31 protein-coding genes and 1 pseudogene are annotated in these 25,675 nt (G+C 65.3%); 24 read left to right on the forward strand and 8 right to left on the reverse strand.

Going from position 1 to position 25,675, the window contains the following annotated elements; genetic code table 11:
* Positions 1-355 precede the first annotated feature (355 nt).
* From P8R59_RS00530 to P8R59_RS00575, 10 genes are all read left to right on the forward strand, one after another.
* Complete coding sequence (locus tag P8R59_RS00530) at positions 356-874, forward strand: hypothetical protein (RefSeq protein ID WP_308192659.1); 519 nt, start codon at positions 356-358, stop codon at positions 872-874.
* Between the two features lie 59 nt (positions 875-933).
* Positions 934-1,725, forward strand: coding sequence for a DUF2382 domain-containing protein (locus tag P8R59_RS00535; protein WP_138173527.1), 792 nt, complete (start codon positions 934-936; stop codon positions 1,723-1,725).
* 151 nt (positions 1,726-1,876) lie between these two features.
* Positions 1,877-2,653: a mechanosensitive ion channel family protein gene (locus P8R59_RS00540; protein ID WP_138173525.1), complete on the forward strand. Its 777-nt coding sequence runs from the start codon at positions 1,877-1,879 to the stop codon at positions 2,651-2,653.
* A gap of 182 nt (positions 2,654-2,835) precedes the next feature.
* Positions 2,836-3,216, forward strand: coding sequence for a DUF2382 domain-containing protein (locus tag P8R59_RS00545; protein ID WP_138173523.1), 381 nt, complete (start codon positions 2,836-2,838; stop codon positions 3,214-3,216).
* Positions 3,217-3,361: 145 nt separating this feature from the next.
* Entirely contained in the window at positions 3,362-3,571 is a 210-nt protein-coding gene (locus tag P8R59_RS00550; RefSeq protein ID WP_138173521.1) for a hypothetical protein, read from the forward strand.
* Between the two features lie 207 nt (positions 3,572-3,778).
* Positions 3,779-4,375 carry a recombinase family protein gene (locus P8R59_RS00555; RefSeq protein ID WP_070434801.1) on the forward strand — a complete coding sequence of 199 codons (597 nt, stop codon included), beginning with the start codon at positions 3,779-3,781 and terminating at the stop codon, positions 4,373-4,375.
* A gap of 7 nt (positions 4,376-4,382) precedes the next feature.
* On the forward strand, positions 4,383-4,817 hold the full coding sequence (locus P8R59_RS00560) for a helix-turn-helix domain-containing protein (RefSeq protein ID WP_160897566.1): 435 nt from the start codon (positions 4,383-4,385) through the stop codon (positions 4,815-4,817).
* Between the two features lie 183 nt (positions 4,818-5,000).
* Positions 5,001-5,615: a TetR/AcrR family transcriptional regulator gene (locus P8R59_RS00565; RefSeq protein ID WP_084603825.1), complete on the forward strand. Its 615-nt coding sequence runs from the start codon at positions 5,001-5,003 to the stop codon at positions 5,613-5,615.
* A gap of 34 nt (positions 5,616-5,649) precedes the next feature.
* Positions 5,650-6,507: a 3-hydroxyacyl-CoA dehydrogenase gene (locus P8R59_RS00570; protein ID WP_045247274.1), complete on the forward strand. Its 858-nt coding sequence runs from the start codon at positions 5,650-5,652 to the stop codon at positions 6,505-6,507.
* A 26-nt stretch (positions 6,508-6,533) separates the two neighbouring features.
* On the forward strand, positions 6,534-8,327 hold the full coding sequence (locus P8R59_RS00575) for an oleate hydratase (RefSeq protein ID WP_160897567.1): 1,794 nt from the start codon (positions 6,534-6,536) through the stop codon (positions 8,325-8,327).
* A gap of 70 nt (positions 8,328-8,397) precedes the next feature.
* Here the strand turns inward: P8R59_RS00575 and P8R59_RS00580 are convergent.
* Positions 8,398-9,606: pseudogene (locus P8R59_RS00580) on the reverse strand (ISL3-like element ISPfr18 family transposase); the annotation flags it as partial.
* A 138-nt stretch (positions 9,607-9,744) separates the two neighbouring features.
* Here P8R59_RS00580 and istA point away from each other — a divergent pair.
* The 4 genes from istA to P8R59_RS00600 all read left to right on the forward strand — a co-directional run bounded on the left by istA (position 9,745) and on the right by P8R59_RS00600 (position 13,725).
* Positions 9,745-11,400, forward strand: coding sequence for an IS21 family transposase (gene istA / locus P8R59_RS00585; RefSeq protein WP_278100875.1), 1,656 nt, complete (start codon positions 9,745-9,747; stop codon positions 11,398-11,400).
* Positions 11,397-12,206, forward strand: a complete 810-nt coding sequence (gene istB / locus P8R59_RS00590) for an IS21-like element helper ATPase IstB (RefSeq protein ID WP_278100876.1) — start codon at positions 11,397-11,399, stop codon at positions 12,204-12,206. The genes istA and istB overlap by 4 nt, the downstream gene beginning before the upstream one ends.
* 311 nt (positions 12,207-12,517) lie before the next feature.
* Positions 12,518-13,339, forward strand: a complete 822-nt coding sequence (locus P8R59_RS00595) for a hypothetical protein (protein WP_278100877.1) — start codon at positions 12,518-12,520, stop codon at positions 13,337-13,339.
* A complete protein-coding gene (locus P8R59_RS00600) occupies positions 13,336-13,725 on the forward strand; it encodes a GntR family transcriptional regulator (protein ID WP_278100878.1) in 390 nt (129 codons plus the stop codon). Before P8R59_RS00595 ends, P8R59_RS00600 begins: the two co-directional genes overlap by 4 nt.
* Before the next feature lie 591 nt (positions 13,726-14,316).
* Here P8R59_RS00600 and P8R59_RS00605 read toward each other — a convergent pair.
* The 3 genes from P8R59_RS00605 to P8R59_RS00615 form a co-directional block, all read right to left on the reverse strand.
* Positions 14,317-14,649, reverse strand: a complete 333-nt coding sequence (locus tag P8R59_RS00605; RefSeq protein WP_160897569.1) for a hypothetical protein — start codon at positions 14,647-14,649, stop codon at positions 14,317-14,319.
* 467 nt (positions 14,650-15,116) lie between these two features.
* A complete protein-coding gene (locus P8R59_RS00610; RefSeq protein WP_278100879.1) occupies positions 15,117-15,719 on the reverse strand; it encodes an Asp23/Gls24 family envelope stress response protein in 603 nt (200 codons plus the stop codon).
* Positions 15,716-16,249 (reverse strand): RNA polymerase sigma factor, encoded by a 534-nt coding sequence (locus P8R59_RS00615; protein WP_237488854.1) that lies wholly within the window; start codon positions 16,247-16,249, stop codon positions 15,716-15,718. The genes P8R59_RS00610 and P8R59_RS00615 overlap by 4 nt, the downstream gene beginning before the upstream one ends.
* Before the next feature lie 203 nt (positions 16,250-16,452).
* Here P8R59_RS00615 and P8R59_RS00620 point away from each other — a divergent pair, with 203 nt between their 5' ends.
* From P8R59_RS00620 to P8R59_RS00630, 3 genes are read left to right on the forward strand one after another with little or no spacing between them, the layout of a single operon-like run.
* Positions 16,453-16,773, forward strand: a complete 321-nt coding sequence (locus tag P8R59_RS00620) for a hypothetical protein (protein WP_108320231.1) — start codon at positions 16,453-16,455, stop codon at positions 16,771-16,773.
* A gap of 53 nt (positions 16,774-16,826) precedes the next feature.
* Positions 16,827-17,042, forward strand: coding sequence for a hypothetical protein (locus P8R59_RS00625; RefSeq protein WP_237488855.1), 216 nt, complete (start codon positions 16,827-16,829; stop codon positions 17,040-17,042).
* A gap of 53 nt (positions 17,043-17,095) precedes the next feature.
* Positions 17,096-17,254, forward strand: coding sequence for a hypothetical protein (locus P8R59_RS00630; protein ID WP_160897572.1), 159 nt, complete (start codon positions 17,096-17,098; stop codon positions 17,252-17,254).
* Between the two features lie 31 nt (positions 17,255-17,285).
* Here P8R59_RS00630 and P8R59_RS00635 read toward each other — a convergent pair whose 3' ends face one another.
* From P8R59_RS00635 to P8R59_RS00650, 4 genes are all read right to left on the reverse strand, one after another.
* Positions 17,286-18,416 carry a YihY/virulence factor BrkB family protein gene (locus tag P8R59_RS00635; protein WP_278100880.1) on the reverse strand — a complete coding sequence of 377 codons (1,131 nt, stop codon included), beginning with the start codon at positions 18,414-18,416 and terminating at the stop codon, positions 17,286-17,288.
* A 324-nt stretch (positions 18,417-18,740) separates the two neighbouring features.
* Positions 18,741-19,430 carry a response regulator transcription factor gene (locus P8R59_RS00640; protein ID WP_160897573.1) on the reverse strand — a complete coding sequence of 230 codons (690 nt, stop codon included), beginning with the start codon at positions 19,428-19,430 and terminating at the stop codon, positions 18,741-18,743.
* Between the two features lie 170 nt (positions 19,431-19,600).
* A complete protein-coding gene (locus P8R59_RS00645; RefSeq protein WP_160897574.1) occupies positions 19,601-19,912 on the reverse strand; it encodes a hypothetical protein in 312 nt (103 codons plus the stop codon).
* Positions 19,913-19,993: 81 nt separating this feature from the next.
* Complete coding sequence (locus P8R59_RS00650) at positions 19,994-20,350, reverse strand: ATP-dependent DNA ligase (RefSeq protein WP_108320225.1); 357 nt, start codon at positions 20,348-20,350, stop codon at positions 19,994-19,996.
* Between the two features lie 235 nt (positions 20,351-20,585).
* On the opposite strand from P8R59_RS00650, the gene P8R59_RS00655 reads away from it, so the two are divergent.
* The 7 genes from P8R59_RS00655 to P8R59_RS00685 all read left to right on the forward strand — a co-directional run bounded on the left by P8R59_RS00655 (position 20,586) and on the right by P8R59_RS00685 (position 25,625).
* The gene (locus P8R59_RS00655) at positions 20,586-20,870 is read left to right on the forward strand and encodes an ATP-dependent DNA ligase (RefSeq protein ID WP_237488856.1); all 285 of its coding nucleotides are present in this window, start codon (positions 20,586-20,588) and stop codon (positions 20,868-20,870) included.
* A gap of 81 nt (positions 20,871-20,951) precedes the next feature.
* The gene (locus P8R59_RS00660; protein WP_160897575.1) at positions 20,952-21,122 is read left to right on the forward strand and encodes a hypothetical protein; all 171 of its coding nucleotides are present in this window, start codon (positions 20,952-20,954) and stop codon (positions 21,120-21,122) included.
* Positions 21,123-21,449: 327 nt separating this feature from the next.
* Complete coding sequence (locus P8R59_RS00665; RefSeq protein ID WP_076677903.1) at positions 21,450-22,040, forward strand: recombinase family protein; 591 nt, start codon at positions 21,450-21,452, stop codon at positions 22,038-22,040.
* A complete protein-coding gene (locus P8R59_RS00670) occupies positions 22,040-22,564 on the forward strand; it encodes a hypothetical protein (RefSeq protein ID WP_076677827.1) in 525 nt (174 codons plus the stop codon). Before P8R59_RS00665 ends, P8R59_RS00670 begins: the two co-directional genes overlap by 1 nt.
* An 84-nt stretch (positions 22,565-22,648) precedes the next feature.
* Positions 22,649-23,401, forward strand: a complete 753-nt coding sequence (locus P8R59_RS00675; RefSeq protein ID WP_278100881.1) for a M15 family metallopeptidase — start codon at positions 22,649-22,651, stop codon at positions 23,399-23,401.
* The gene (locus tag P8R59_RS00680) at positions 23,368-24,852 is read left to right on the forward strand and encodes a hypothetical protein (RefSeq protein WP_278100882.1); all 1,485 of its coding nucleotides are present in this window, start codon (positions 23,368-23,370) and stop codon (positions 24,850-24,852) included. Before P8R59_RS00675 ends, P8R59_RS00680 begins: the two co-directional genes overlap by 34 nt.
* Positions 24,849-25,625, forward strand: a complete 777-nt coding sequence (locus tag P8R59_RS00685) for an FHA domain-containing protein (RefSeq protein WP_076677893.1) — start codon at positions 24,849-24,851, stop codon at positions 25,623-25,625. The genes P8R59_RS00680 and P8R59_RS00685 overlap by 4 nt, the downstream gene beginning before the upstream one ends.
* Positions 25,626-25,675: the final 50 nt, after the last annotated feature.

Consider the following 25,675-nt stretch of genomic DNA (forward strand, 5'->3'; position numbering starts at 1 on the left):
GGTCGCCGCAGGCCGCTTACGGTGTACGCAGGGCGCGGACCCTCCGGAACCCGGCCAGCCGGAACTAGGTGCGAAGAGACGTTCGCACCTAGTTCACACGCATCACAAATGAATCACAACGTCAGCGACGCGCGGTCCTTCCCGGCGTCGTGATCCTCGACAAGGCAGCGTCCGCGTCATCTCGCATGGGCCGCGGAACGAGAAGTGAGAAGAGCTCATGTCAGATAACCGCACGAACGACTCTTACGACCGGCGGGACACGACGTCCCCGTCCGCGACTGCCGCTCATGCGGTCGGTGGCGGGGGCAGCACCCGTGAGGAGGTGCTGGAGAGGGAAAAGGAACAGTTCGGGGGGATGAAGTTCGGTTCCGCGTTCTTCGGCTGGCTGACCGCCACCGGCACCGCCGTCCTCCTCACCGCGCTGCTGGCTGCGACCGGCACCGCCGTCGGATTGGGCAACCAGGTCGACCCGGGCGAGGCCGCCGATGCCGCAGCGGAGAACGCGGCCACGATCGGCATCATCGGCGGGATCGTGATTGCCCTGATCCTGCTGATCGCGTATTTCTGCGGCGGATATGTCGCCGGGCGGATGGCACGTTTCGACGGCGTCAAGCAGGGAATCGCGGTGTGGCTGTGGGCCATCATCATCGCCGTGGTGCTGGCGATCATCACCGCCGTCGCCGGTGCCCAGTTCAACGTGCTCGGCAACCTGAACAGCTTCCCCCGCATCCCCATCGGCGAGGGCGATCTCACCGCGGGCAGCATCATCACCGCCATCGTCGCGGCGCTGATCGCGCTCGGCGGTGCGATCCTCGGCGGCCTCGCCGGGATGCGCTACCACCGCCGTGTCGATAGGGCCGGCCTCGGCCGCTGACCCACCACACCCTGAGCTCCCGGGCGCCCGTATCGGGAAGAAAGAAGAGAACCATCACCATGATTGACACCACCAACATCAACGACCTGATCGGCGCCGACGTGTACGGCTCCGACGACGAGAAGATCGGCTCGGTCGGCCAGGTATATGTCGACGCCGAAGCACAGACCCCGACGTGGGTCACCATCAAGACCGGCCTGTTCGGCACCTCGGAAACCTTCGCCCCGCTGGACGACGCGTCTTTCGATGGTTACCAGGTCCGTGTCGCATACCCGAAAGATACGGTCAAGGACGCCCCGCGAATTGACAGCGACGGGGAGATCAGCCGCGAAGAAGAAGACGCGCTATACACCTACTACGGCAACGGCACCGCCGCCCCTGACGCGGCACTGTATGACCAGGACATCGACCGGGGCAACGCCGCTCCCCGTGACACGGAGGGCTACGACACCTCCGGTCCCACCACCGGCGATGCGATGACCCGGTCTGAGGAGCAGCTGCACGTCGGAACAGAGAAGGTCGAGACCGGCCGAGCCCGGCTGCGCAAGCACATCGTCACCGAGCAGGTCACCAAGACCGTCCCGGTCAGCCACGAAGAGATCACCGTCACCCGCGAACCCATCACCGACGCCAACCTCGGCGACGCGATGGCCGGCGGGGAGCTCACCTCGGAGGAGCACGAAGTGGTCCTCACCGGGGAGCGAGTCGTCACCAGCAAGGAAACCGTCCCGGTCGAGCGCGTCAGACTCGGCACCGAGACGGTCACCGACCAGCAGCAGGTCACCGAAGACGTGTCTCACGAAGAGATCGAGCTGATCGACCCCGACGCGGACAGCACCCCTTCGAAGTAGACCCCCCCTGTCGTGCCGGTCAGTTCAGAGCGGGCTCCTGGCCGGCACGACTTCACCCACCCCTGACCCCGCCGCAACAATCGCAATTCCGTTGACACCCTCGAGCCCACTCGGTGTGCGTCACCAATCCCTCTGAAAGAGAGTCACCACTATGAATATCCCTGTCATCCTGCAGGACGCGTTGGCCGCGGTCATCACGTTCGTCCCGCTCGCCCTGTTGTTCCTGCTGATCCTGATCGTCGGCCTCATCGTCGCGAAGCTCATCTCCAAGGGGCTGGAGAAGCTCCTCGAAAAGGTCGGCTTCGACCGTCTTGTCGAACGCGGCGGAATCAAGAAGGCACTGGCCAAGTCGAAACTGGACGCGTCCGACATCGTCGGGAAGATCGTCTACTACACGCTCGTGCTGTTCGTGCTGCAGTTCGCGTTCGGTGTGTTCGGACCCAACCCGGTCAGCGACCTGCTGGAAGGCATCATCGGGTTCCTGCCGAAGATCATCGTCGCGATCATCATCATCGTGATCGCCGCCGCCATCGCCGCCGGCGCGAAGGGGCTCATCCAGAACACCCTGGGCGGGCTGTCGTACGGGAAGATCCTCGCCAACATCGTCGCGATCTTCATCCTGTTCCTCGGTGTCACCGCCGCGCTGAACCAGATCGAGGTCGCCACGACCGTCACCACCCCGATCCTCATCGCCGTGCTCGCGATCATCGCCGGTGTGATCATCGTCGGCGCCGGTGGTGGACTGATCAAGCCCATGCAGCAGCGTTGGGAAGCGATGCTGACCAAGGCCGAAGAAGAGGCGCCGAAGATCCAGCAGGAAGCCAAGAACGCGCCCAGCGTTACGGAGCAGGCCAAGCAGGCGAAGGACCAGGTCCAGAACGCCACCCGCACCCAGCCGCAGCGTCCCACGCTGCCGCCCCGGGTCTGATCGCCCCGGAACACCGCGTGGTGCTGGTCCCGCTCCCTGGCGGGGCCAGCACCACCCCTCTCTGACAGGAAACCACCCATGCACAAGCTGATCCGCTTACTTCCGATCCTTCTTCCCCTGGCGCTGAAGCTGTTCCGATCGCGGCCGGGTGGTCGCCAGGCCGGCCCGCCCGCACCGCGGCGATGACCCCGACCGACGATCCGGAACTGGTGCGACACGAGGAACACCTTCACGTCAGCACCGAAACAGTCCCCGTCGAGGCGATCCGAATCGAGAAGGTCATCGTCACCGAAACGCGCACGTTCACCGCAGACGTGCGCCGCGAGGAACTCCGCATCACCCGCGCACCCATCACCGGCCAGAACAGTCGGAGCTCGGTATCGTCGAACGCACCGACGCTACCGATCGTGATCGTCTTGCGCGAAGAACAGCTGACCGTCACCACCCGCATCGTTCCGGTCGAGAAGATCACCGTGAACGTCGCCAACGTCATTAGCGAACAGCACGTCAGCGAACCCATCCGACATGAACACGTCGACGTCGTCGAACACCGCCTTCCATGACCGCGGCGTGGGCTAGTGCCGCCGGCCATCAGTCGTCAGCTCCGCCCGGAGACCCGCGGAATCACCATGTCCGGGTGAGGTTCTACGAAGGTTGCAGGCAAGCATGGAACACCACCGGCTGGCACGGACGAGCGCGGGAGGCGAAATGAGTGCGCGCATCTACCAGGTCATGGTTCGTGGCCGGATGAGCCCCGCGCTGACGGACTCGTTCACTGCGTTTGAGATCGACACCGACACGGACGGACTGACACGACTGATTGGCGACGTGCCCGACCAGTCGCACCTCCTGGGGCTGCTTACCGCCTTGAACGACCTCCACATCGAGATCGTCTCCGTCAACCCCGTAGCCCGCTGACACCAAGACCTGCGCTGACAAACACCACCGCCCGCCGGACCCCATCGGTGTCTCGAATATGTACAGCTAAATGAGACATGATGAGCGATGCGTCAAAGGGTGCCGTCGTCACACAATTTCGGGCGCTGAGAACGTCTCGAAAAGTTGCCTCATCGCGCTCTGCCTCACGGGGTCGCGCGACAGGAGTTTGTGAGGCATGCTGATCGGGTGAGGCTTCTCGGGTACACGCGCGTGAGCACCGTCAGTCAGGACGCGCGCCTGCAACTCGACGCCCTGGGCGCGACGGGTGTTGAGGCGAGGGACGTCTTCTCAGACGTGACCTCGGGCAGCCGTGCCGCGGTGCAGCGGCCAGGGATGAAGAGACTTCTGGAGTACGCGGAGCCCGGCGACACGGTGGTCGTCTGGCGCATCGACCGACTCGGGCGCTCCCTCATCGACGTGCTGAACACGGTGAACCTGCTGCGCGAGAAGGACGTGAAGGTTCGATCGATTTCGGATGGCATCGACCCCGAGACCTCGTCCGGGCGGATGATGCTGGGCATGCTCGCGACGCTGGCGGAGTACGAGCGTGAACTGATCACCGAGCGAGTCAACGCCGGCATCGCCGCGGCGAAGCAGGCTGGCACGCGCTTCGGCCGGCCACCCGTGGATCCGGGCGTCGTGAAGGAGAAGCTTGCGATCGTGCGAGACGCGCGCGCGAAGGGACGCACCGCCGAAGACGCAGCCCGACTGGTCGGATGGTCCAGAGCGACGCTCTACCGTCATCAGCACGCCACCGGCACCCCGGCAGCGGTCGGCGACTAGATGTGCCATGGACGCGCTGGCCCGGTGGCGGATCCTGCGTCTCCATGTCGAGGATGACATTCCCCTGGCCACGCTGGTCAGGGAGACCGGAATCGGTCTGCGCACCCTTCAACGCTGGAACCATGACTACGCGGTGGCGGGGATCGACGGGCTGAAACCGAGCGCGCGAGCGGACGCGGGGACCCGGCGCACCGACCCAGACCTGGTCGCGTTCGTTGAGCAGCTCGGACTCACCAAACCGCGTCCCGGGATGACGGCCTTGCACCGGCTCGCCATGGCCGAGGCCGACCGCATCGGGTGCGCCCGTCCAAGCTATTCGACGGTCCGGTCGATCCTGCACCGCCTTGACCCGGCACTCGTGACCCTCGCGCTGGACGGCCCAGCCGCGTACCGGGACCGACACGAGCTAGTGTTCCGCCGCCGACCGCGAGCCTACAAGTAAGGTGACCCTTACTTCAACCCATCGCGGCGGCCCGCGGACGCGGAGTGAGCAGAAGCGGGCACGAAGGCACCGAACGCAAGACGTCCACCCCCATTGCGGCGTGCACTCATTAATGAGTACGATCCATTTCAGAAGGAGGAACGGATGTCCGCTACGAACGCAGTCAGTCGAAGGTCGAGGTCGATGGAGGCCAAGCAGCGGCGGATCTCCGAGGCGGCAGCCGAACTGTTCGACGCCGAGGGCTTCAGCGCCGTGACCACCCAGCAGATCTCGGACCGGGCAGACGTGGCCGCAGGCACTCTGTTCCGGTACGCCGCTTCGAAGAGCGAGTTGCTGTTGATGGTCTACAACTCCAAGCTCGACGAGGCGCTTCGCGAGGGCCTGGAGCGCGCCGAATCGGTCAGCGACCCGGTCGAGGCCGTGGTCGCGTTGGTCGAGCCGCTCGTGACACGGGCGAGCGAGTCGCCGGAGAACGCGGCCACCTACCAGCGCGAGCTGCTCTTCGGGTCGCCGTCCGAGAGATTCCGGCTCGAGGGCCTCGCTCACGTGCAGGCCTTCGAGGAAGCACTCGCCGCGCGCCTGGTCGACAGCGACCGAGGACGCGGGGTGACCGACGACCACGACGCCGCACGCGTCGCGAGCAGCTCCGTCTTCGCCGTGGTCCATCTCGCAATCGCTCGGCTGTACACCGGCGCCCACCGCGGACACGATCTGCGAGACGACCTCCGCCACCAGATCGCGCAGATCGTGCGGGGGCTGGCGGCGACCCGCGAGGCAACCGGCGAACGTCGACCATGACAACCACACAGAACAGGAAATGAAGGAGAGCAGAATGAGCAGCATCCACAAGGTCACAGTCCTCGGCACCGGCGTCCTGGGATCGCAGATCGCGTTCCAGACGGCGTTCAGCGGCTTCGACGTCGTCGCCTACGACATCAGTGACGAGATTCTCGAGAAGGCGAAGTCACGTTTCTCGTCACTGGCAGAGACCTACAAGCAGGACGGCGTCGCCGGGGCCGCCGAGGGGAAGGCGGAGAAGGCGCTCGAGAACCTGACGTATTCCTCCGACCTGGCAGACGCCGTCAAGGACGCGGATCTGGTGATCGAGGCGATCCCCGAGGTCTTGAAGCTGAAGCAGGAGACCTACGAGAAGCTCGCCGAGGTGGCGCCGGAGAAGACGATCTTCGCGACCAATTCCTCGACGCTGCTGCCCAGCGACATGAAGGACTTCACCGGCCGGCCGCAGAAGTTCCTCGCTCTGCACTTCGCCAATCAGGTCTGGAAGTTCAACACCGGAGAGGTGATGGGAACGGACGAGACCGACCCCGCCGTCTTCGATGAGATCGTCGACTTCGCGGCCGAGATCGGCATGGTGCCGATTCCGATCCACAAGGAGAAGGCAGGTTACGTCCTGAACTCTCTCCTGGTGCCCTTCCTGAACGCCGCAGCCGAGCTCGCCGCCGGCGGATACGCGGAGCCGCATGACGTCGACAAGGTCTGGCGCATCGCGACCGGCGCCCCCATGGGGCCGTTCCAGATCTACGACGTCATCGGGCTGACCACGCCGTACAACATCATGTCGCACGGCAGCCCGGAGGCTCAGAAGATCGCCGCCTGGTTGAAGGAGAACTACATCGACAAGGGCAAGCTCGGCATCTCGACGGGCCACGGCTTCTACGACTACGAGTGACCAAGGAACAGAGAAGGAAGAAAAAGATGCGTTATACGAGCGGGAATTACGAAGCGTTCGCGCGGCCCCGCAAGCCGGCGGGTGTCGATGAGAAGTCGGCCTGGTTCGTCGGATCAGGGCTCGCGTCCCTATCCGGTGCCGCGTTCCTCATCCGCGACGGCCAGATGCCCGGGAACAAGATCACCATTCTCGAGGAGCTGAAGCTGCCCGGTGGCGCGCTCGACGGCATCAAGGAGCCGAAGAAGGGATTCGTGATCCGCGGCGGCCGCGAGATGGAGGACCATTTCGAGTGCCTGTGGGACCTGTTCCGCTCGATCCCGTCCCTCGAGGTAGAAGGAGCGAGCGTCCTGGACGAGTTCTACTGGCTCAACAAGGACGACCCGAACTACTCCCTGCAGCGCGCCACGATCGACCGAGGCCAGGACGCACACACCGACGGCAAGTTCGGCCTGAGCGAGAAGGCGCAGAAGGACATCGTCAAAGTCTTCCTCGCCACTCGCGAGGAGATGGAGAACAAGCGGATCGACGAGGTGTTCGGCAAGGACTTCCTCGAGAGCAACTTCTGGCTCTACTGGCGGACGATGTTCGCCTTCGAGGAGTGGCACTCCGCACTGGAGATGAAGCTGTACCTTCACCGGTTCATCCACCACATCGGCGGCCTGCCCGATTTCTCGGCGTTGAAGTTCACCAAGTACAACCAGTACGAGTCCCTCGTCCTGCCCCTGTACACGTGGCTGCTCGACCAGGGCGTGACGTTCCACTTCTCCACGCAGGTCACGGATGTCGACTTCGACATCTCCGCCGACGGTGCGCGCAAGCAGGCCACGCGTCTGCACTGGGTCTCGGGGCCGGAGGGAGCACCGGGAGACGGCGTCGACCTGTCGGAGAACGACCTGCTGTTCATGACGATCGGATCGCTGACGGAGAACTCGAACGAGGGAGACCAGCACACCCCCGCACGTCTGGACGAGGGCCCCGCACCCGCCTGGGACCTGTGGCGGCGGATCGCGCAGAAGGACCCCGCGTTCGGGCGTCCGGGAGTCTTCGCCGATCACATCCCGCAGACGAAATGGGAGTCGGCCACCGTCACCACCCTAGACGCGCGGATCCCGGCGTACATCGAGAAGATCGCCAAGCGCGACCCCTTCAGCGGGAAGGTGGTCACGGGAGGTATCGTCACCGCGCGGGACTCCCGCTGGCTCCTGTCATGGACCGTCAACCGGCAGCCCCACTTCAAGCAGCAGAAGCCCGACGAGATCGTGGTGTGGGTTTACGCCCTGTTCTCCGACGTGCCCGGGGACTACACGGGAAAGACCATTCAGGAGTCCACCGGTGAGGAGATCGCGCAGGAGTGGCTCTATCATCTCGGCGTCCCCGTCGAGGAGATCCCCGAGCTCGCGGCCAATGCTGCGAAGACCGTTCCGGTGATGATGCCCTACGTGACCGCGTTCTTCATGCCGCGGCAGGCCGGAGACCGCCCGGATGTCGTCCCGGAAGGATCGGTGAACTTCGCCTTCATCGGGCAGTTCGCCGAGTCCAAGGAGCGCGACTGCATCTTCACGACGGAGTACTCGGTGCGCACGCCGATGGAGGCCGTCTACACCCTGCTGGACATCGAACGCGGCGTGCCCGAGGTCTTCAACTCCACGTACGACGTGCGGAAGCTGCTCTCGGCGACCAGCCGGCTGCGCGACGGCGAGGAGGTGCATCTCCCCGGCGGCCCTATCGCCCGGAAGCTGCTTCACAACAAGGTGGACGACACGGAGATCGGTGCACTCCTCAGCGAGTACGGCCTGATCGCCGATCACAGCGACCACTGATGATCTCCTGATCCCTGGGAAAGGGGAGATCGGAGCCGGCAGAGCCGGTCCCGATCTCCCCTTTTTCGGCTCATCGCGAATGAGAGTGTAGGAGCGGTCTGAATCCGCCGGCTTCGAGGAGCGATCTGGCGACGTAGTGCGTGAGGTTCCGGAAGCCGAGGGCGGAACCGCGAAGGTGCTCGAGCCGGCCGTTGATGGCCTCCGTTGGGCCGTTGCTCGTTCCGGGGCGGTCGAAGAACGCGAGGATGTCCGCGGCGCGCTGCTTCAGTGTGCGGCCGAGGCGACGGACCTCTTTGAGCAGCGCGGGGACGCCGTTGCTGACAGAGTCGATCACCGCCCGCATCATCTCCTTCGCCTTGTTCTTGTCGGGTTCGCGGTAGGCGGCGACGATGCGCTGGTAGATGCCCCAGGTCGCTTCGACCTCGACGTGCTCCTCGGCGGCGAACACCGCGTCGAGCCGCGCGGTCTGCTTCTCGGTGAGGAAGCTCGCGCCGGTGTGGAGGGTGCGGCGGACCCCGTAGAGCGGGTCGCCGGCGTGACCGCGGTGCCCGAGGGTGTCTTGTTGGACGCGCTGCCTGGTCCGGTCGAGCGCGTCGCCGGCGAGGCGGACGACGTGGAACGGGTCCATCACCGGGACCGCGTCGGGGAGCTCTTCGGCCGCGGCGGTCTTGAACCCGGAGAACCCGTCCATCGCGACCACCTCGATCCGGCTCGACCACTCCGCAGGCCGGGCGGCGAGCCACTCCTTGAACACCTGCTTCGAGCGGCCCTCGACCATGTCCAGCAGCCTGGCCGGGCCCGTCTTGTTCCTCGTGGGGGTGAGGTCGATGATCACGGTCACGTACTTCTCGCCAAACCGTGTGTGACGCCAGACGTGCTCGTCGACACCGATCGTGGTGACCCCGTCGAACCTCGCCGGGTCGTCGATCAGGCGACGCTTGCCTTCGGCGATGATCGCGGTGTTCGCGGTATGCCACGACACCCCGAGCCCTGCTGCGGCGCGGGAGACGGTGAGGTGGTCGACCACGATCGCCGTGAGTGCCCACCCGATCCCGCCGCGGGAGATCTTCTCCCTCGGCGCCGCCGCCTTCGACGTGTCCTGCCGCCAGGTCCGGCGGCAGTGCGTGCACCGGTAGCGGCGCACCCGGACCAGCAGCGTCGTCGGCCGATGCCCGAACGGCTCACGCGCCAGCGGCCGCGTCACCGTGTCACGCGGCACGCCCTCCGCGCCGCACTTCCGACACCACGGGTCGTCCTCGACGACGCGGCACTCCAGCACCTGGCTCTGTCACGCTTAGCTGGCCCAGGCTTGTCGCTTTGATTTGGCCCAGCTCGTCGGCTGCCGGGGTGTCGTTGTCGGTCTGATTTGGCCCAGGGCTGAGGGTGTCCTCGTTCGGTATCGAGCGAGGAGGGGCCTGTGAGGTCGAGGGTGGAAGAGTTCGCCGAGATTCGTCGTGCGGCGCGGGTCGAGGGGTTGTCGATCAACGCGCTGGCGAAACGGTTCCGAGTGCATCGACGCACGGTCCGTCAGGCGTTGGAGTCCGCAGAGCCGCCGGCGCGGAAGACCCCGGTCCGGGCAGCGCCGAAGCTCGATGGGGTGCGGGAGCTTATCGACGGGATGCTGCGGCAGGACATCGACGCGCCGCGGAAGCAGCGGCAGACCGCGACCCGGATCTGGCACCGGCTCCTGGACGAGCACGGCGCCGATGTCGGCTACCCGACGGTGCGTGACTACGTGCGGTGGCGGCGGCCGGAGATCCTTGGCACCAGCGGGGTGTCGCGAGCGATGGTCCCGCAGGAACACGCGCCCGGCGCTGAGGCGGAGGTCGATTTCGGGGAGCTGTGGGTGATCCTCGCTGGGGTGAAGACAAAGTGCTACATGTTCGCGTTCCGCCTCTCCCACTCGGGGCGTGCCGTGCACCGCGTCTACCCGACGCAGGCGTTGGAGGCGTTCCTGGAAGGCCATATCGACGCGTTCGAGGAACTCGGCGGTGTCCCAACGCTGCAGATCAAGTACGACAACCTCTCACCCGCAGTCACGCAGGTTCTCTCCGGCCGGGCGCGGGTAGAGACCACACGGTGGGCGTTGTTCCGATCGCATTACGGGTTCGACGCGTTCTACTGCGAGCCCGGGATCAACGGGGCGCACGAGAAGGGCGGCATCGAGGGCGAGGTTGGCAGGTTCCGCCGCACCTGGCTCTCACCCATGCCCGTCGTCGCGTCCCTCGCCGAGCTCAACGCCCGGATCCGTGAATGGGATCTGCGGGATGAGAGACGGCGGATCGGGCAGAAGATCAGCACTGTCGCCCAGGACCTCTCCTCCGATCGGGAGCATCTCGCGCAGCTGCCGAGGGATCGGTTCGACCCGGGCCTGGAGCTCTACCCGCGGGTCGACAGGTCCGGGCTGGTGACGGTGCGGCAGGCGAAGTACTCCGTCCCGGTCCGGCTCATCGGCCGCAAACTCCGCGTCTCGCTGCGCGCGTCTGAGCTCGTCGTATTCGACGGCCGGCAGGTCGTGGCCCGGCATGAGCGGGTCATCGAACGCTACGGGCAATCCGTCCAGCTCGATCACTACCTCGAGGTGCTCCAGCACAAGCCCGGCGCTCTCGGCGGCTCCACCGCCCTCGCCCACGCCCGCAACACGGGCGCGTTCACTGGGCTGCATGAGGGGTTCTGGGCGGAATCGAGGAAGGTCAACGGTGATGCAGCCGGCACGAGAGAGCTCATCGACGTGCTCCTGCTGCACCGCACTATGCCGACCCCGGCGGTGCTCGCTGGAATCAGTGCCGCGCTCACCGTCGGCGCGGTCACTGCCGACGTCGTCGCCGTGGAAGCGCGCCTCGCGGCGGCCCAGCTCGAGAAAAATGACATCGCGCTCATCGAGGCGCCGACGTTGCCGAAGGTGGTGTCGCTCACGCAACGTCGTCTCACCGACCCGGCCGCGGTCATCGCCGGCCTCCCGCAAGACAACCGGCCCCTCCCGTCCGTCGCCGGCTACGACGCATTGCTGACCAAGAGAGCCGCGAAACACGCGGTTACCGCATCCATGAGTGAAGGAGCCTCCGGCGCATGAGTCCGACCCTCACGAACGTTACGACCACGCTCCGCCACCGCCGCGGCCTGACTGAGGAAGCCGCCGCGGCCGCCGTCGACTCCGCCTGCCGACGGCTCCGGCTGCCGACGATCCGGGCGGTGATGGAAGAGGCGACGCAGACCGCGAAACGGGAGCAACTGTCCTACCTCGGCTACCTCGCCGAGCTGCTCCTCGCCGAGGTCGACGACCGGGACCGCCGCTCCATCACGCGCCGGGTCCAGAACGCCGGCTTCCCGCGGCAGAAATGGTTGGGCGACTTCGACTACGACGCGAACCCGAACATCAACCCCGCCACCATCCACACCCTCGCGCAAGGCGACTGGATCCGCCGCGGGGAACCCCTCTGCCTCATCGGCGACTCCGGCACCGGCAAGTCGCATCTCCTGATCGGGCTCGGCACCGCCGCAGCCGAAAAGGGCTACCGGGTCCGATACACGCTCGCGACCCGGCTCGTGAACGAGCTCGTCGAAGCCGCCGACGATATGCAACTGAACCGCACCATCGCCCGCTACGGTCGCGTCGACCTGCTCTTGATCGATGAACTCGGCTACATGGAACTCGATCGCAGAGGCGCCGAACTCCTGTTCCAAGTCCTCACCGAGAGAGAAGAGAAGGCATCCGTGGCGATCGCGACCAACGAAGCCTTCAGCGGATGGACGAAGACATTCACCGACCCGAGACTCTGCGCGGCGATCGTCGACCGACTCACCTTCCACGGCACCATCATCGAGACCGGGACCGACTCATATCGACTCAACCACACCAGGAAGACGCCAGCGCGCTAGCGGTCCAGACGGCCGCCAGCATCCAGATCTTGTGCTCCTCATCTGGTACAACTTGTGATAGACAAGTGGCACAAGAGATTGGATGAGTGATGTTGATGAGCGGTGCGCGCATGTTCGACCCAGCCCAGTTGATCGCAGGAGCGTTCTCGCTACCTGCAGTCTCGTTCTTCGTGGCATTGGTCCTTGCGGCAGGTATAGGTCTCTACACGTCACGGGCTTCTGCTGCTGCACGGCCGCTTACCGCAGAGCCGCGATCAGTTCGAGCGCGATACGCACCCGAGCGGCGTGCGATTGGATGGGCCGCGGCCGGGGTGCTCGTCTTTTTCTTCGTTGACTACGTGATCCGCGGCTACATCCTCACTGGTGCGGATCGTCTTCATTGGTGGCGATTCACCACCCCGATCGCGTGCGCCATCATCGGTCTCGGCATCGTCCTCGCTTTCATCGTGACGAGGGGGACGACCCCGGCGGAGGTTCCCGTGATTTCGGCCGAACGTCGAAGCTGGGTGAGCTTCAGCTCCCGGTTCGCGCTCATCAGCCTGGGGCTCACGGCTCTGATCCTCGTGGTGACGACCGTTGCTGCCGGTCTCGCATCGTCACCCAACGTGCAGGGCCAATACGTCTGGCTCGTCATTCCCATCCCCAACGAAAGCACGATCGACCCGATCCGTCTGCCCTTCTACGGGTGGACCTACGGGCTGCCGGTGCTCACCAGCCTGGGTGCCCTGCTCGCCGTCGCCTGGTCCGCGTTCGATCGCAATGCGGCGCGCCCATACCTCCACACCGAGACCCTCATCGCCGAGCGGGCTGCGCGTCGAGAGGCCGCGCGCAACGTCACACGCGTGACAACGGCGGCGGTTCTTCTCACACTCGCCGGCGCCTGGCGTTTCATCGCAAACTCGGGATCGGTTTCCCACCTGACCGTCACGGGGCAGAACGGGGACAACCCCTACGACGCCGCCTGGCGATACGCCGAGCTCGCCGTCGCCGCGGGATGGTGCGCTCCCATTCTCGAGATCACCGGGTTCGTGCTGCTACTCCTCGTCGCTGGCAGTGGCCTGCGACGCCGCCCAGCGACCCGCCAACCATCGGCTCCGACCGAGACACCGGCGACCCTGGAGGCAACGCGATGACATCGCACGTCGTCGTCACCACACCCGAAGAGAGCAACCCAGCGATCGACATCTACCGGCAGCTTCGCGGGCTCATCGTCTCAGGCCAATTGGGCGCGAACGAGCGGCTTCCCACGGTGCGCCAGACCGCCGCAGACCTCAAAGTCGCGCAGGGCACCGCGGCGAAGGCCTACAAGATGCTCGAGCAGGATGGACTCGTCGTCACCCGGACCGCGGCCGGGACGCGCGTGGCAGACTCCGCCGCAGTGCTGCCTCAATCGGTGATCCGGCGAATCCGCGAACTCGTCGACGAAGCCGCCGCCACGAACACGGACCACGACGACGTGATCAATGTCCTCCGCGCGATACTGCAAACTCGATCCGGCAACGCGCACCATCCAGCCTGACGAACACAGCCCTTCAGAAGACACCATCTTGGATGGGCCAAATCAGGCCGTCCCCCCTGGGCCACAAGACGTTGACAAAGCCAAGCACCGCCCGATCAGGCTCGAGCAGCTGCCCGACGGCTTGAAGGCCGAGCTCGTCGAGACGGCAGAACGTGGTCAGGTCAGGGGTCGCGAACGTAGGGTGGTGCAAGTCGAGGTCTTCCGGCGGATGGTGAGCGTGAGAACTTCCATCCTGGAAGACCTCGACGCCTATCCGCGAACCAGCCGGCGGTCCCGGGCTACACCCTCAACTGCGAAGAGCCTCGAATGGACCAGGCTCGTGAGCCCTGAACTGTCGGTCGTCTCTCAACCGGTATTGGGGATGAAACAAAGTGCGGCAACCGAACTACTGCGCCGCATCGACGGTGATGAAGACGAGTTCCGCACAACCTTCTGTGACACAGAATTCGTGTATCGGGCCTCGACCGCACCGCCTCCTTCGGGGTAACGGCCAGGTCAACCGACGGTACATCCTGTTGGTGCAAAACCGATCGGGTTTTGCTCCAATACGGTTGTCGAAGGACATGTAGTCGCGCCTGCCGGGGCTGGCCTTCACCGAGATGCGGCGTGTGCTTGCTGAGCGGGGGCGGGTTCGGTCCAGTGGTCGAGGTCGATTATGAGGCCGCTGGTGCTGTTTGCTTGGGCGGCGAGTTGCTGGAGGTATGCGCCTACGAGGGGTGTTGCTTCGGGTGTGGTGTAGGTGAAGCGGAGGGGGATGTTGGGGTTCATCCAGATTGTGATGCGAGGTTCGGGGTTGGCACGTTGGGTCAGGGTGAGGGTGAAGTTCTCGCCGCGGCGGAGCTTGGTCGCGGCGATGACTTGGATGTAGTGCAGGAGGCGATCGTCGATGATGGCGTCGCTGTTGCTGTAGTAAAGGTTTCCCATGGGCCCTATCAGTCGGATGGTGGGCGCGCGCAGGGAGTGACGGGCCTGTCGCACGAGACGGCGGTGCCGCTCACATATAGAAGAGCACGACAGGGCCTGCTCCGTCACAAAAATGTTCGGACCCCGGGCGGAGGGTGTTCCTCAGATGGTGATGCTCGCGATTTGCACCGTGATGCGTGCGGATTTGTCGGGGTGTGCGGATCGCAGATGATCAGCGATGTCGCGGGCAATAGTGGGGGCGGGGCTGCTGTGGGTGGCGACTCGGGCCGATATGGTCGTTCGCTCGTTCGTGGTGCGTAGATTCACGATGGGCTCTGGGGCTGGTGAGGTGCCGAGGGTGGCAGCGATCGCTCGTGCGATTCGTGTTGGTGTGGGCGCTGAGGGGTACACGGCGGTAACTCCCGGAACGCTGAGGACGAGGGTGGTCAGGTCCTCCGGCTGCGGAGAGGGGGTGGGTTGTTCGCTACTCATCTGGCGTCGTCTCCTGCAGCCGCGTCGTGGATGTTTTCGACAGTGATGTTGAGGGCGTCGATGTGCAGCTCGGTGTGTTCGTGAAGGACCTTCATTACCTGTTCGCGGAGCTGGGTGAGCAGTGGTGGCATCGGCGTGCGTGTGGCGATGCTGACGGTGATGTTGACATGTACGGGGGCGTGTGGTGTGTCGGCTTCACCGGTGATTCGACATGCTCCGACCAGGATGCCGGGGATGGTGTCGCTGACGTCACGGATGAGGGCACGTACGGCTCCTTCGGTGATGCTGAGGCTCACCAAGGGGTCGGGGTGGTGCAGGGGGAGGTCGCGTCCGGCCCGAAGCTCGGCGCCGATGTTGTTGATGATGTCGTTCAGCCAGGACGGGGGAGGAGCAGGCACGGTATCGGCGTCGTGTGCGATCAGATCGCGGGAGAGGTGGGAGACACGCTCGAGAGCGCGCAGCGCGTTGACGCACTCCGGGCACTCCTCGATGGCGGGGTCGTAGGGGGTGCGGTCGTGGGCGAGGTAGGTGCTGAGCTCGTCGAGGGTTTTGCCGCAGTCCAGGACGGTGCGGTCGGAGTTGGTGTTGGTGTCGGTCATCGCCATCCCTCCATTCGGACTGTGATGTTCACTCGTGCTCGTGCGAGTTTGCCGCGTGCTTGGCCGGTGGTGACCCCCATTGCATCGGCAATGTCTTGGTAGCTCAGTCCCGCCACTTCGCGAAGGAGCCAGCATTGCCGCTGATCCTCGGGCAAGGCGTCCAACGCTTTGGAGAGTTCGCGCAGTTGCGCGTTGCGTATTGTCGTCTCCTCCGGGTCGTGTCCGGTGGCTGCATGGTCGGCCGGGAAGACTGTTTCCGGGGGGCGTTTTTTGAGGTGGGCGAATGCGCGTCTCGTGGCGATACGCATCATCCATGGCTTGGCTTGGCTCGGGTCACGCAGGGTGGGCAGTTTCTTCCAGGCGACGACGTAGGTGTCTTGGAGGATGTCGTCGGCGTCGGTGTAGCTGCTGACGATGCGAGCGATGTAGGCGCGCATGATGGGTGCGTGTCGGGTGATGAGGGTGCGAAAAGCGGCCACGTCCCCGTCGACTGCTCGCTGGACAAGCAAGTCGTCGGCTGCGGCGGCCAATCCTTGATTGGACGGAGAACCGCTGGTCGTGGTTGGGGGCATGGACTCCGCTTACCTTTTTTGTGACGATCGCACCGTGTCCGCGCTCATGTGTGTGACGGTGCCGCTGCACATGCAGCGAGTGAATTTATACCGTAAGTCGACCGGCTAAGTGCTGCTTGCCCGTCCAAGCCCTCGATCCACTCGTGGAAGGACCACCAGCTGTGACCACCTCCGACAACGACGCTGCTGCGGCGGCGAAAGACCGCTTCGAAGACGCCACCGACGCGCTGCAACACGCCTCCACGAACGGCAGCGACGGCACCGCTCGTTCCGGCAGTCACGTCGCTGACCATGTCTCCGTCGAGATCGACGAGGCGAAACAGCAGGCCGAATCCGCCATCGACACGACCCTGCAGTCTGCAGTGAACGCCGTGGAGGGAGCGCGCGCCACCTACCAGCGGGACCCGAAGAAGGCACTCATCACGGCCGGCGCCGTCGCGATCGGACTCGTGGCCCTCGTCACACTGCTACGCCGCCTCTAACAACTCCAGACCACCTATCGACCTCAGTCACACCCATAACGAAGGAGCAACCCATGTCCACTCCCACCAACGACGACGCGCAGCTGTCCGCCGACGAAGACTCCTACGAAGGCGCAGACGTCGAAGTCTCAACCGAGACCGACACCACCTCCAAGCCCGGCGGGCTCGGTGAAGACGGAACCATTCCGAGCGACCCTAACGGTGTCGCCGCCGGGCACACCGGCACCGCCTCCAACTTCAACCCGGAAGAGGATGAGGACGCGCACTGACTGTACGCTGCGCTGACAGCTCGACGAGCACGGAGAAGTTCGATGTCCCCGGTGTGGGGCCCGTGCTCGTCGAGCTGTGCGCGCATCACTTCACCCTCACGAACGAACGGATGATGCTGCTCGGCACCGTGACCCGCCTCACGGGCCGAGCCGTCGACGTCGTCGACTACGAACGTGTCGCGCAACACCTGCACGACATGGGGGTCATTTGAGGCTGCGCCAACGGGAGCGTCTGAGGGTGTGTTATCGGCGTAGTTGCCACCACTTTCGCCGGGGGTGTGGGCGTGGCGTTGACGGCTTTGGTGGGGAGGGCGCGTCAGGACCGTCGGCTGCTTCTTCGAGCCGGATTTGGCGGCCTTCTTTGACGTCGCTGCGCTCATTCTCGGCCTGTTTTTTGCTCTTTCGGGTGTCGCGGGCGGGCAGCTGAATGTCTTCTTCGGCGGCGATGCCGCCTTGCAACTGGCGGCCGCGTTCGAGTTCGGCGTCGAACTCGGCGCCGAACAGGAGGGCGAGGTTGGCGATCCACAGCCAGAGCAGGAAGATGATGACCCCGGCGAGCGAGCCGTAGGTGCGGTCGTAGTTGGAGAAGTTGGCGACGTAGATCCCGAAGCCGGCGGTCGCTATAGCGAGGGCAGCGATGGCGATGATGGCGCCGAGGCTGATCCAGCGGAACTTCGGCTGTTTGGCGTTGGGGGTGGCGTAGTACAGCACCGCGACGAGGAACACGATGACGAAGAGCATGACCGGCCATTTCGCGATGTCCCATGCGATTTGCACGCCCTGACCGAGGCCAAGGGCGTTGCCGATAGCGGTAGTGACATCACCCGAGATGACGAGACCGAGCGCGACGAGGACAAGCGCTACCACGGCAATGACGGTGACCAGCAGCTGCATCGGGCGCAGCTTCCAGAAGGGGCGTCCTTCGTCGATTTCGTAGATGCGGTTCATTGCACGGCTGAAAGCGCCCACGTATCCGGATGCTGACCAGAGTGCGAGGGCGATACCGGTGACGAGTGCGATACCGGCGCCTCGAGATGACGCGATCTGCTCGATCGGTTCGCGGAGCGTGTCAGCGGCGTTGGGGGCGACGTCTTGGATGATGCCGATGATGGCGTTGGCGGCGGCGTCGCCTTGGCCAACGACACCCAGTACGGAGAAGATCGCAATCAGCGCCGGAAATAGTGCGAGGACGGCGTAGTACACCAGGCCCGCGGCGGCGTCTGTGCACTGGTCAGCGGAGAATTCCCGCACTGTCTTTCGCAGCACGTACTTCCATGACCGCTTCGTCAGCTCGGTGGGAGAGTCTGGCTTCTCGTCAGCGTCCGGGTGCGGCGCATCCGCGCTGGTCTTATTGCCTGGTTTTTGCTTCAGCATGTCCGTCCCGAGGGTTCAGAGCACACCGCGCGTGTGCGGGCGCATTTCAGTGTCCGACATCAGGTGCCCCCACTGCAGGGGCTTGCCTGCCCACAGGCACCGCGTCCCGTGGGCTCAAGAGTCCTCGAGGCCGGTTCGCGAACGCGCAGCGTCTACGAGCTGATTTGCCTCGCGTCGCGAGTAGCCAGTACGGAGAATCTGGCGGAAATGACGCCGTTGATGCCGGGGTGTAGGGGTCGGCCATAAGCGATAGGGAGGTGTTCCGCCGTGCGGGCGGCCCGAGTTTGGCGGGCTCCCTTTGCCCGAGCATCGGCCTAGCCTCCCTTATTTCCTTGGCGCTTCCATCACGTAGCCGGCGCCGCGAACGGTGCGAATGAGCGGCTCCTGGCCGGCGTTGGTCTTCCTGCGCAGGTGATGGATGTAGAGCTCGACGACGTTGGAGCTTCCGCCGAATTCGTAGTTCCAGACGCGGTCGAGGATCTGCTCCTTCGACACCACGCGGCGTTGGTTGCGCATGAGGAAGCGCAGCAGCTCGAACTCCGTCGCCGTCAGCTGGATCTCGCGGTCGCCACGCACGACTTCGTGGCTGTCCTCGTTCAGCGAGAGGTCGCCGACGCGCAGGATGGGCTCGGAGTCGCGGGTGAGGGCGGTGCCCGCGCGTCGCATGAGCCCGCGGAGGCGTGCGACGACCTCCTCGAGGCTGAAGGGCTTGGTGACGTAGTCGTCGCCGCCGGCGGTGAGGCCGGCGACACGGTCGGCCACGGAGTCCTTCGCGGTGAGGAAGAGCACGGGGACGTCGTTGCCCGAGTGCCGCAGTCGCTGCAGGACCGCCATGCCGTCGAGGTCGGGCATCATGACGTCGAGCACGAGGGCGTCAGGTTCGAAGTCGCGGGCGGCCTGCAGGGCGTTGAAGCCGGAGCCGGCGGTGCGCACTTCCCAGCCCTCCATGCGCAGTGCCATCGACAGCAGGTCGGTGAGCATCTGCTCGTCGTCGATGACGAGCACGCGCGTCATTTCGCAACCACGACGGTGCCGGGGCTTTCTGCCAGATACGTCACAGACGAAGCATATGAGTGTCGGGCGGTCGTAATGCTGGCTTCAAGCGGCGCGAGGTCTGCACTGCTACCGCTTTGCGCCCCGGATTATTCGAAGCGGAACCGATCGGTTACGTGCCGTCGTGACGGTCAGATGATGTCGTAAGGCGACTCCTCATCGTCGAACACCTGCCCAGAATGGTTGCGCCACCCGCCGCCGCCGCCGTCGGCGAGGCCGCTATCAAGGCGCACTGTGGAGGAAGCGATGGTGATCGAACTTGCCGCCGCCGACACGAAGATGCTGAGACGTTCGCCCCCGTCCAGCGTGACCGTGATGAAGCCACCGCCGGCGCGCGTGGCGCCGAGAACCTGAGCCTCGATATCCCCGACGCTCTCCAACGGCGCGAGAGCATGGGTGGCACCATTCACGGTCAGCTGAACCCGTTCGATGCTCTGAGTCATGCGGTACAACGTAGATGTCGCTAGGTCTCACCGGCATCGGGGTTGCACCATCGGAAAGCGCGTTGCACACTGCGACTGTTGTCACGCCTCTACCGGGTGATTCCGTCGGTCGGCGTCGCGCGCGAGTTGGTCCGGAGTGCGCCCGGCCGGCTCATCAAGCACGTGAAGTCCCTGTGGCGAGTTGGCGGCGTCGGTCAGCATCCGCAGCCAGGACGGGTTGAGCTGCGGTGTGTGGCCACCCTCGTATCTAAACGCCAGCTTGACTCCGGGGTACAGGTAGACGCTTGTCCGGCCACCGCCGAGGCTGATGTCGATCTTCCATGTGAAGGTGAACCGCTCCCCGCGGCGGATCTTCGCCACGATGACCGCCTGCAGGTGAGCGAGCTCCCGGTCATCGAAGTCGGCACTGACACTCGAGTCGTACGTGAATCTCCCCATCGGAAACCTCCAACATCGGGACCCCCGGCGCGACCATCATGGCGAGAGGTCCCACACGCCGGAGGAACGACGTCCGTGTCAGCGTCTCAGACGACACGTTCACCCCTGGACCCTTGCGAAAACCTTCCCGGGCTGTTGTGCAAATGTGAGCAACATCGCGGGTGCGATAATTCGGAGCGGCCGGGCGATTTCGCGATGGCCCAGCCTCGAACGAGATGAAGGACACGCTCGCCCCGTGGGACGACTGATCTACACGCAAGACTCCAGCTACGACATCGACGACCGTATCCTCGCGCACCTCCGCGTCGTCATGATGAACAAGCTCCGCCGCCGTGAAGGCTTCATGCTCCAGATGCCCACCACCGGCGGCGGCCGCTCCTCCATCTGGATCAGCCCCACACGGGCCCTGCTCATGCAGTTCTACGGCGGCCGCGCACCGCAGCTCGACCGTGAGTTGATCGACAAGATGATGCACGACGCGAGTAGCGCCGACGGGCTCACCCTCTCGAACCGTCTGTAACGGCATCGCCACAGGTGATGTGGCGGGTGAATCTCGGACCGATCCGTTCTGTCTCCCCGGCGTCCGCGTTAGCGTGACGCCGTGACGAAGCCCCACCGCATCAGCCATCCTGCGGCAGCCCGCCTCGCCGGCGTCCCCCTCGAAAGCCTCGACGCATGGGCAGCCGTCGACCGGCAAGGACGCTACGACACCGCCGAGTTCAAACTCTGGACCGAAATACACGTGGCCGTCCGCTCAATCGATGGGCGCTAAGCCGGCGCCATCCCCGCGTCGAAATAGGAGACGGGTCCGAATGCCCCCTCTCGATGATCTGTTGCGCCTTGTAGGTTTCCTCATTGGTGCGATTCCGATCGGTTTCGCACCACCCCCGAGGTCGTCGGCAAGATCCCGTGGATTGGCGGGTAGATGTGATGCGAAACCCCGGTGCGAATGGTGTCCGGATGGGGATCGCTATCCGGTACGGCAGGGGCCGGCGGCCCAGCGACACGGATTCCGCGAAATCCCGCGGGGGACACTCGTACCGCATAGGCGTCCGGTTGCCCATACCGTTAAGGGTAACCTATGCGGTACGCTCCGCTTATGAGGGTGGGATACGCGCGAGTCTCGACAATCGAGCAGGACGCCGAGCGGCAAGTGGCTCGGCTGCTCGAGCTCGGCGTGCCAGAGGACCGCATCTACAGCGATGTCGGTTTTAGCGGCGCGAAAATGACCCGGACCGGGCTGGACAACGCCCTGGCCGCGGTGCGCGAGGGCGACACCTTCGTCGTTCCCGCACTCGACCGTCTCGCGCGGAACACCGAAGGAGCGCTCGAGGTGATCCGCCGACTGACGGATGCCGGGGTGATCTTCCAGAACGGCACCACGCCATACGATCCGAAGGACCCGATGGCGAAGCTGTTCTTCACCATCCTCGCCGCCGTCGCCGAGGCGGAAGGCGGGTGGATCAGCTTGCGCACGCGCGAGGCTATGGCGCGACCAAAGGTCCGCGCGAAGCTGAAAGGCCGGCGCCCGAAACTGACCGAACGCCAGGACGAGAACATCGCCAAGCACATGGCCGCGGGCGATCTCGCGGTCGCGGAGATCGCGCAGATGTTCAACACGTCACGCACGGGCGTCTACCGAGCCCAGGCGCGCCATCAGGCGCGCAGCGCTCAGAGGGTGGGGGAGTGATGGAAACGCTCAGGATCGTCGGCCTCGTCGTCGGCGGGATCATTCTCCTGGGTGCTCTGGCGACCATGGGCGTGTGGGTGCCGAAGGTGCTCTATCGCAGCCCGGAACCGGGCAAGCTCGACGGCCTCACGGTGAAGTTCACCGATGCCCGGGTGTCCAAGGACCGCGTCATCGACCGCACGTGGGCGGTGTCGGTGTACATGCAGAACGAGGGCAGCCGCCCGCGGGAGATCCCGCGCATGGCCTACGACACCGCGTTCTGGTCGAACAGGCGGACGGGCATGACCCGGGCCCGCACCGAGTACAAGGGGCACCTCGAGCACGATTTTCAGTACGAGGTTGTCCAGGGCAACGGCGTCGTCGCCAATCGCGTGCTCAATCCCGGCGACACCCCTGCCGTGTTCACCGCCTACGTCACAATGCCGGGGGACCAGTACCCCGAAGCGCTGGATATCGCGTCATTCGACGGGTCCCAGGCCGTCAAGCATCTGCGCGGGCGCCTACAGGTGAGCGCGGACGCATGATCTCTTCCCCAAGGGGCCAGGCCCCGCGCCTTTCCGGAGGGCTGTCGATAGCCTCGATCACACGGCTGATCGAGGGGGGCAGAGATGGCACCACGTCGTCGCGCGCAGCGGCCACACGAAGGGCAAGGCGTCTTCGACCTGTGGGGGCTGTCCGAGCAACAGGCCGACCAAAGCATCGAGCAGGCGCGGAACGCGCCGCCCGCGCCCGTCGAGCAGCAGCTCGTCGACGGGCAACTGGACTTCAACTTCGACGAGGACACGGAGGTTCGCGATGAACCGGTACGGGATGCTCGCACGCGAGCACTGGACGAAGTACGCACCCAGCAGAGTGGCGCAGCTGGAGAACCCGGACGAGTTCTTCGAGAGCCTGGGGGAGCAGGTACCGTCCCTGACGGCATCATTCCCGGCGGGATCAACGAACCCGGCCCGTGGGGCGGGTACGAGAACGGCCGTATCCCCGAGAACACGCTCTCGCCGATCCCGTGGAAACCCGAGTACGTTCTTCGCGCCGACGCGACTCAGGCGCTCATCGCGCTGAACAACGCCTACCGCGCTCAGTTCGGTCAGGACCTCGTCGTCAACGACGGGTACCGCGACTACGACGAGCAGGCCAGAGCCAAGGAAATCTACGGCAGCGATGCCGCCACACCCGGACAGTCCAACCACGGGTGGGCACTCGCTGTCGATGTCGGCATCTTCAGTTTCTACAGCCTCGAGTACACGTGGATGGACCAGAACGCCCCTCGTTTCGGGTGGCGTAACCCCGACTGGGCACGGCCTGGGGGGCGCGGTCCGATCGAATCATGGCACTGGGAATTCTGGGGAGTAGCAGCATGAGCGACGAACAATTCGACCCGACGACCGTTCCGGCATTCCCAGTTCTCACCCTCGCGATGGAAGGTGAGCAGCTGGTGACCCTCAACGGCCTGCCGGTCGACGTACCCGAAGGCTCCACCCCTACCGAGGCGGGAGTCGCCGCCGCGGCCCAGCAGGCGGCCCAACTTGGTCTTCACGCGGTGCGAGTGCGTGCTGTCGTTGACGACACGGAGCACCGGATGGTTGTCACCGCAGACGGCACCGCTCACGAGCTCGCCATGCCGGCGCCTGAAACAGAGCAAAAGCGCTCACGTTTGCCGCTGCTGCTCGCGCTAGGACTTGCTGTAGTGATCGTCGTCGGAGGAACCGTCGCGACTCTCGCTGTCGTGTTGCAGTCGGCGCCGGCCCCCGTGGCCACCGCCGACCCCGGCCCCCCAGGTGCCGGGGCGAACATCCCGGTCCTGGTCCCGCCCGGGTTCTCCGAACAAGCAGCGTGGTCGCTGCCGATCGCCCCACGCAGCGAACCACGGCTCATCGACGACCAGCGGCTGCTGATCACCACGGACAGCGGCGAGCTGAATCTCGTCGACGCCGCGACCGGCGCCGTCACATGGCGCGGCGCCCAGGCACCTCGCGCGAACGACGTCGTACACGCCTCCGAAGTGCAGGGACGCCCGGTCCTCGCCACGGGCGAGTCCTCGCTCACCCTCTGGCCGCTCGATACGGATCGGTCCCCGGTGGCTCCTGTGGAAGTCAACGTCGGCCGCAGCGCAGAGGTGACTTACCTCGGCTCACAGCCGCTAATCACCTTGCCTAACCAGACCGCGGGCCTGTTCACCGGCGACGGTCTCACGTTGACGGACGTGCCCGTCACAGCGGTCCCCATCCTGTCGGGCCGCGAAGGGATCATCGCGGCCAACGAAGAGTCGTGGTGGACGCTCACCGCCGATCAAGCGCCCGTGAAGAAGCCGCTCCCCCGGCCCGAAGGTGTCGAAGGGGCCCCGCTGCTGATCTCCGCGGCCGACGACGACACTCTCATCGTCGTGTGGTCTCAGCGACCGGCTCTCACCGTGACACTGGTCGACCTCCCGTCGAACACGATCACGCTTACCGCCCCGATGAACGCCCGGATCACCGCCCAGGACGTTCCCATCCACGCCGCCGACGCCGAAACGCTCACCCTCGGCGAAGCGTTCATCGACTACAGCGCCGCCCCACGTGCCGTCGCGCTCCCGAGCCGCATGACCCCCGTCGCCGTATCCGGCTCCACCGTCTACGGCACCGAGAGCAACGAGGCCGTCCTCGTCGACGCCAGCGCGACGACGCCGAGCTCGGAGCCGTTCACCACTCTCACCACCGGAGTATCCGAGTCGCCGCTCGCAGCGCTCACCACGACGGTCTACGTCATCAGCGAGAAGGTCGACGAGACACTCGTCTACGCCTCGACCGCAACGGAAGGAGATGCCCCATGATGAACGTCAGCATCGATACAGACGGCACGGGCGTAGTCACGCTCCCCGGCCAGAGTGTGCCCATCACCGCAGCGGACTCTGACGCCGCGCGAGCGCAAGCCGTCGAGGTGCTGGTGGCGTACACCGCCACCACCGGTCAACGGCAGTACGCCCACGCGATCGACACGGGCACCTCCCTCATGCTCACCATCGACCCAGACGGCGCCGTCACGGTCGACAGGGAGCACGCCCGCGCCCTCGCCCCCGTGGTCGAACCCGCGGTGGACGAGGAACCCGCACAGCCAATCCGCGAAACCGTCGACGAACTCCCGGCGACACCAGCAGTCCTCCCCGAGCCTGCCGCCGACACAGTGCCGGCGCCCACGCCCCACATTGATCCCGACTTCGACCTCACCAGCGGTGGTGAACGTCGCTCGCGCGTGCGCAGCGCCATGATCACCTTTGACGACGGTTCCACGGAAATCATCCGCGGCACCATCCTGCTCGGGCGCCGGCCTCCCGAGGACGCCGAAGGTGTCGACGCGACCGTCACCGTCGATGACCCCGCGCGCTCAGTGTCGAAATCCCACTGCATCCTGTCGTTCCACGACGGCACACTCTGGGTCACCGACCAGTCTTCGGCCAACGGCACCACCGTCACCGAACCCGGAAAAGACCCCATCGACCTGACCCCCGGACACGCCCGAACGGTCGTTACCGGCACGCGCCTTCAAATCGGCGATCGCTCATTCACTGTAACCATTCCGGCTCCTCGAGCAACGCGGGCGCGGTAACCGGGCGCGGGCATTTCTCCCACACCCGGTGCAGGTCTTTGCGTACCCTA

The sequence above is a fragment of the Microbacterium proteolyticum genome (genome assembly GCF_029639405.1).
In the GTDB taxonomy this organism is placed as follows: domain Bacteria; phylum Actinomycetota; class Actinomycetes; order Actinomycetales; family Microbacteriaceae; genus Microbacterium.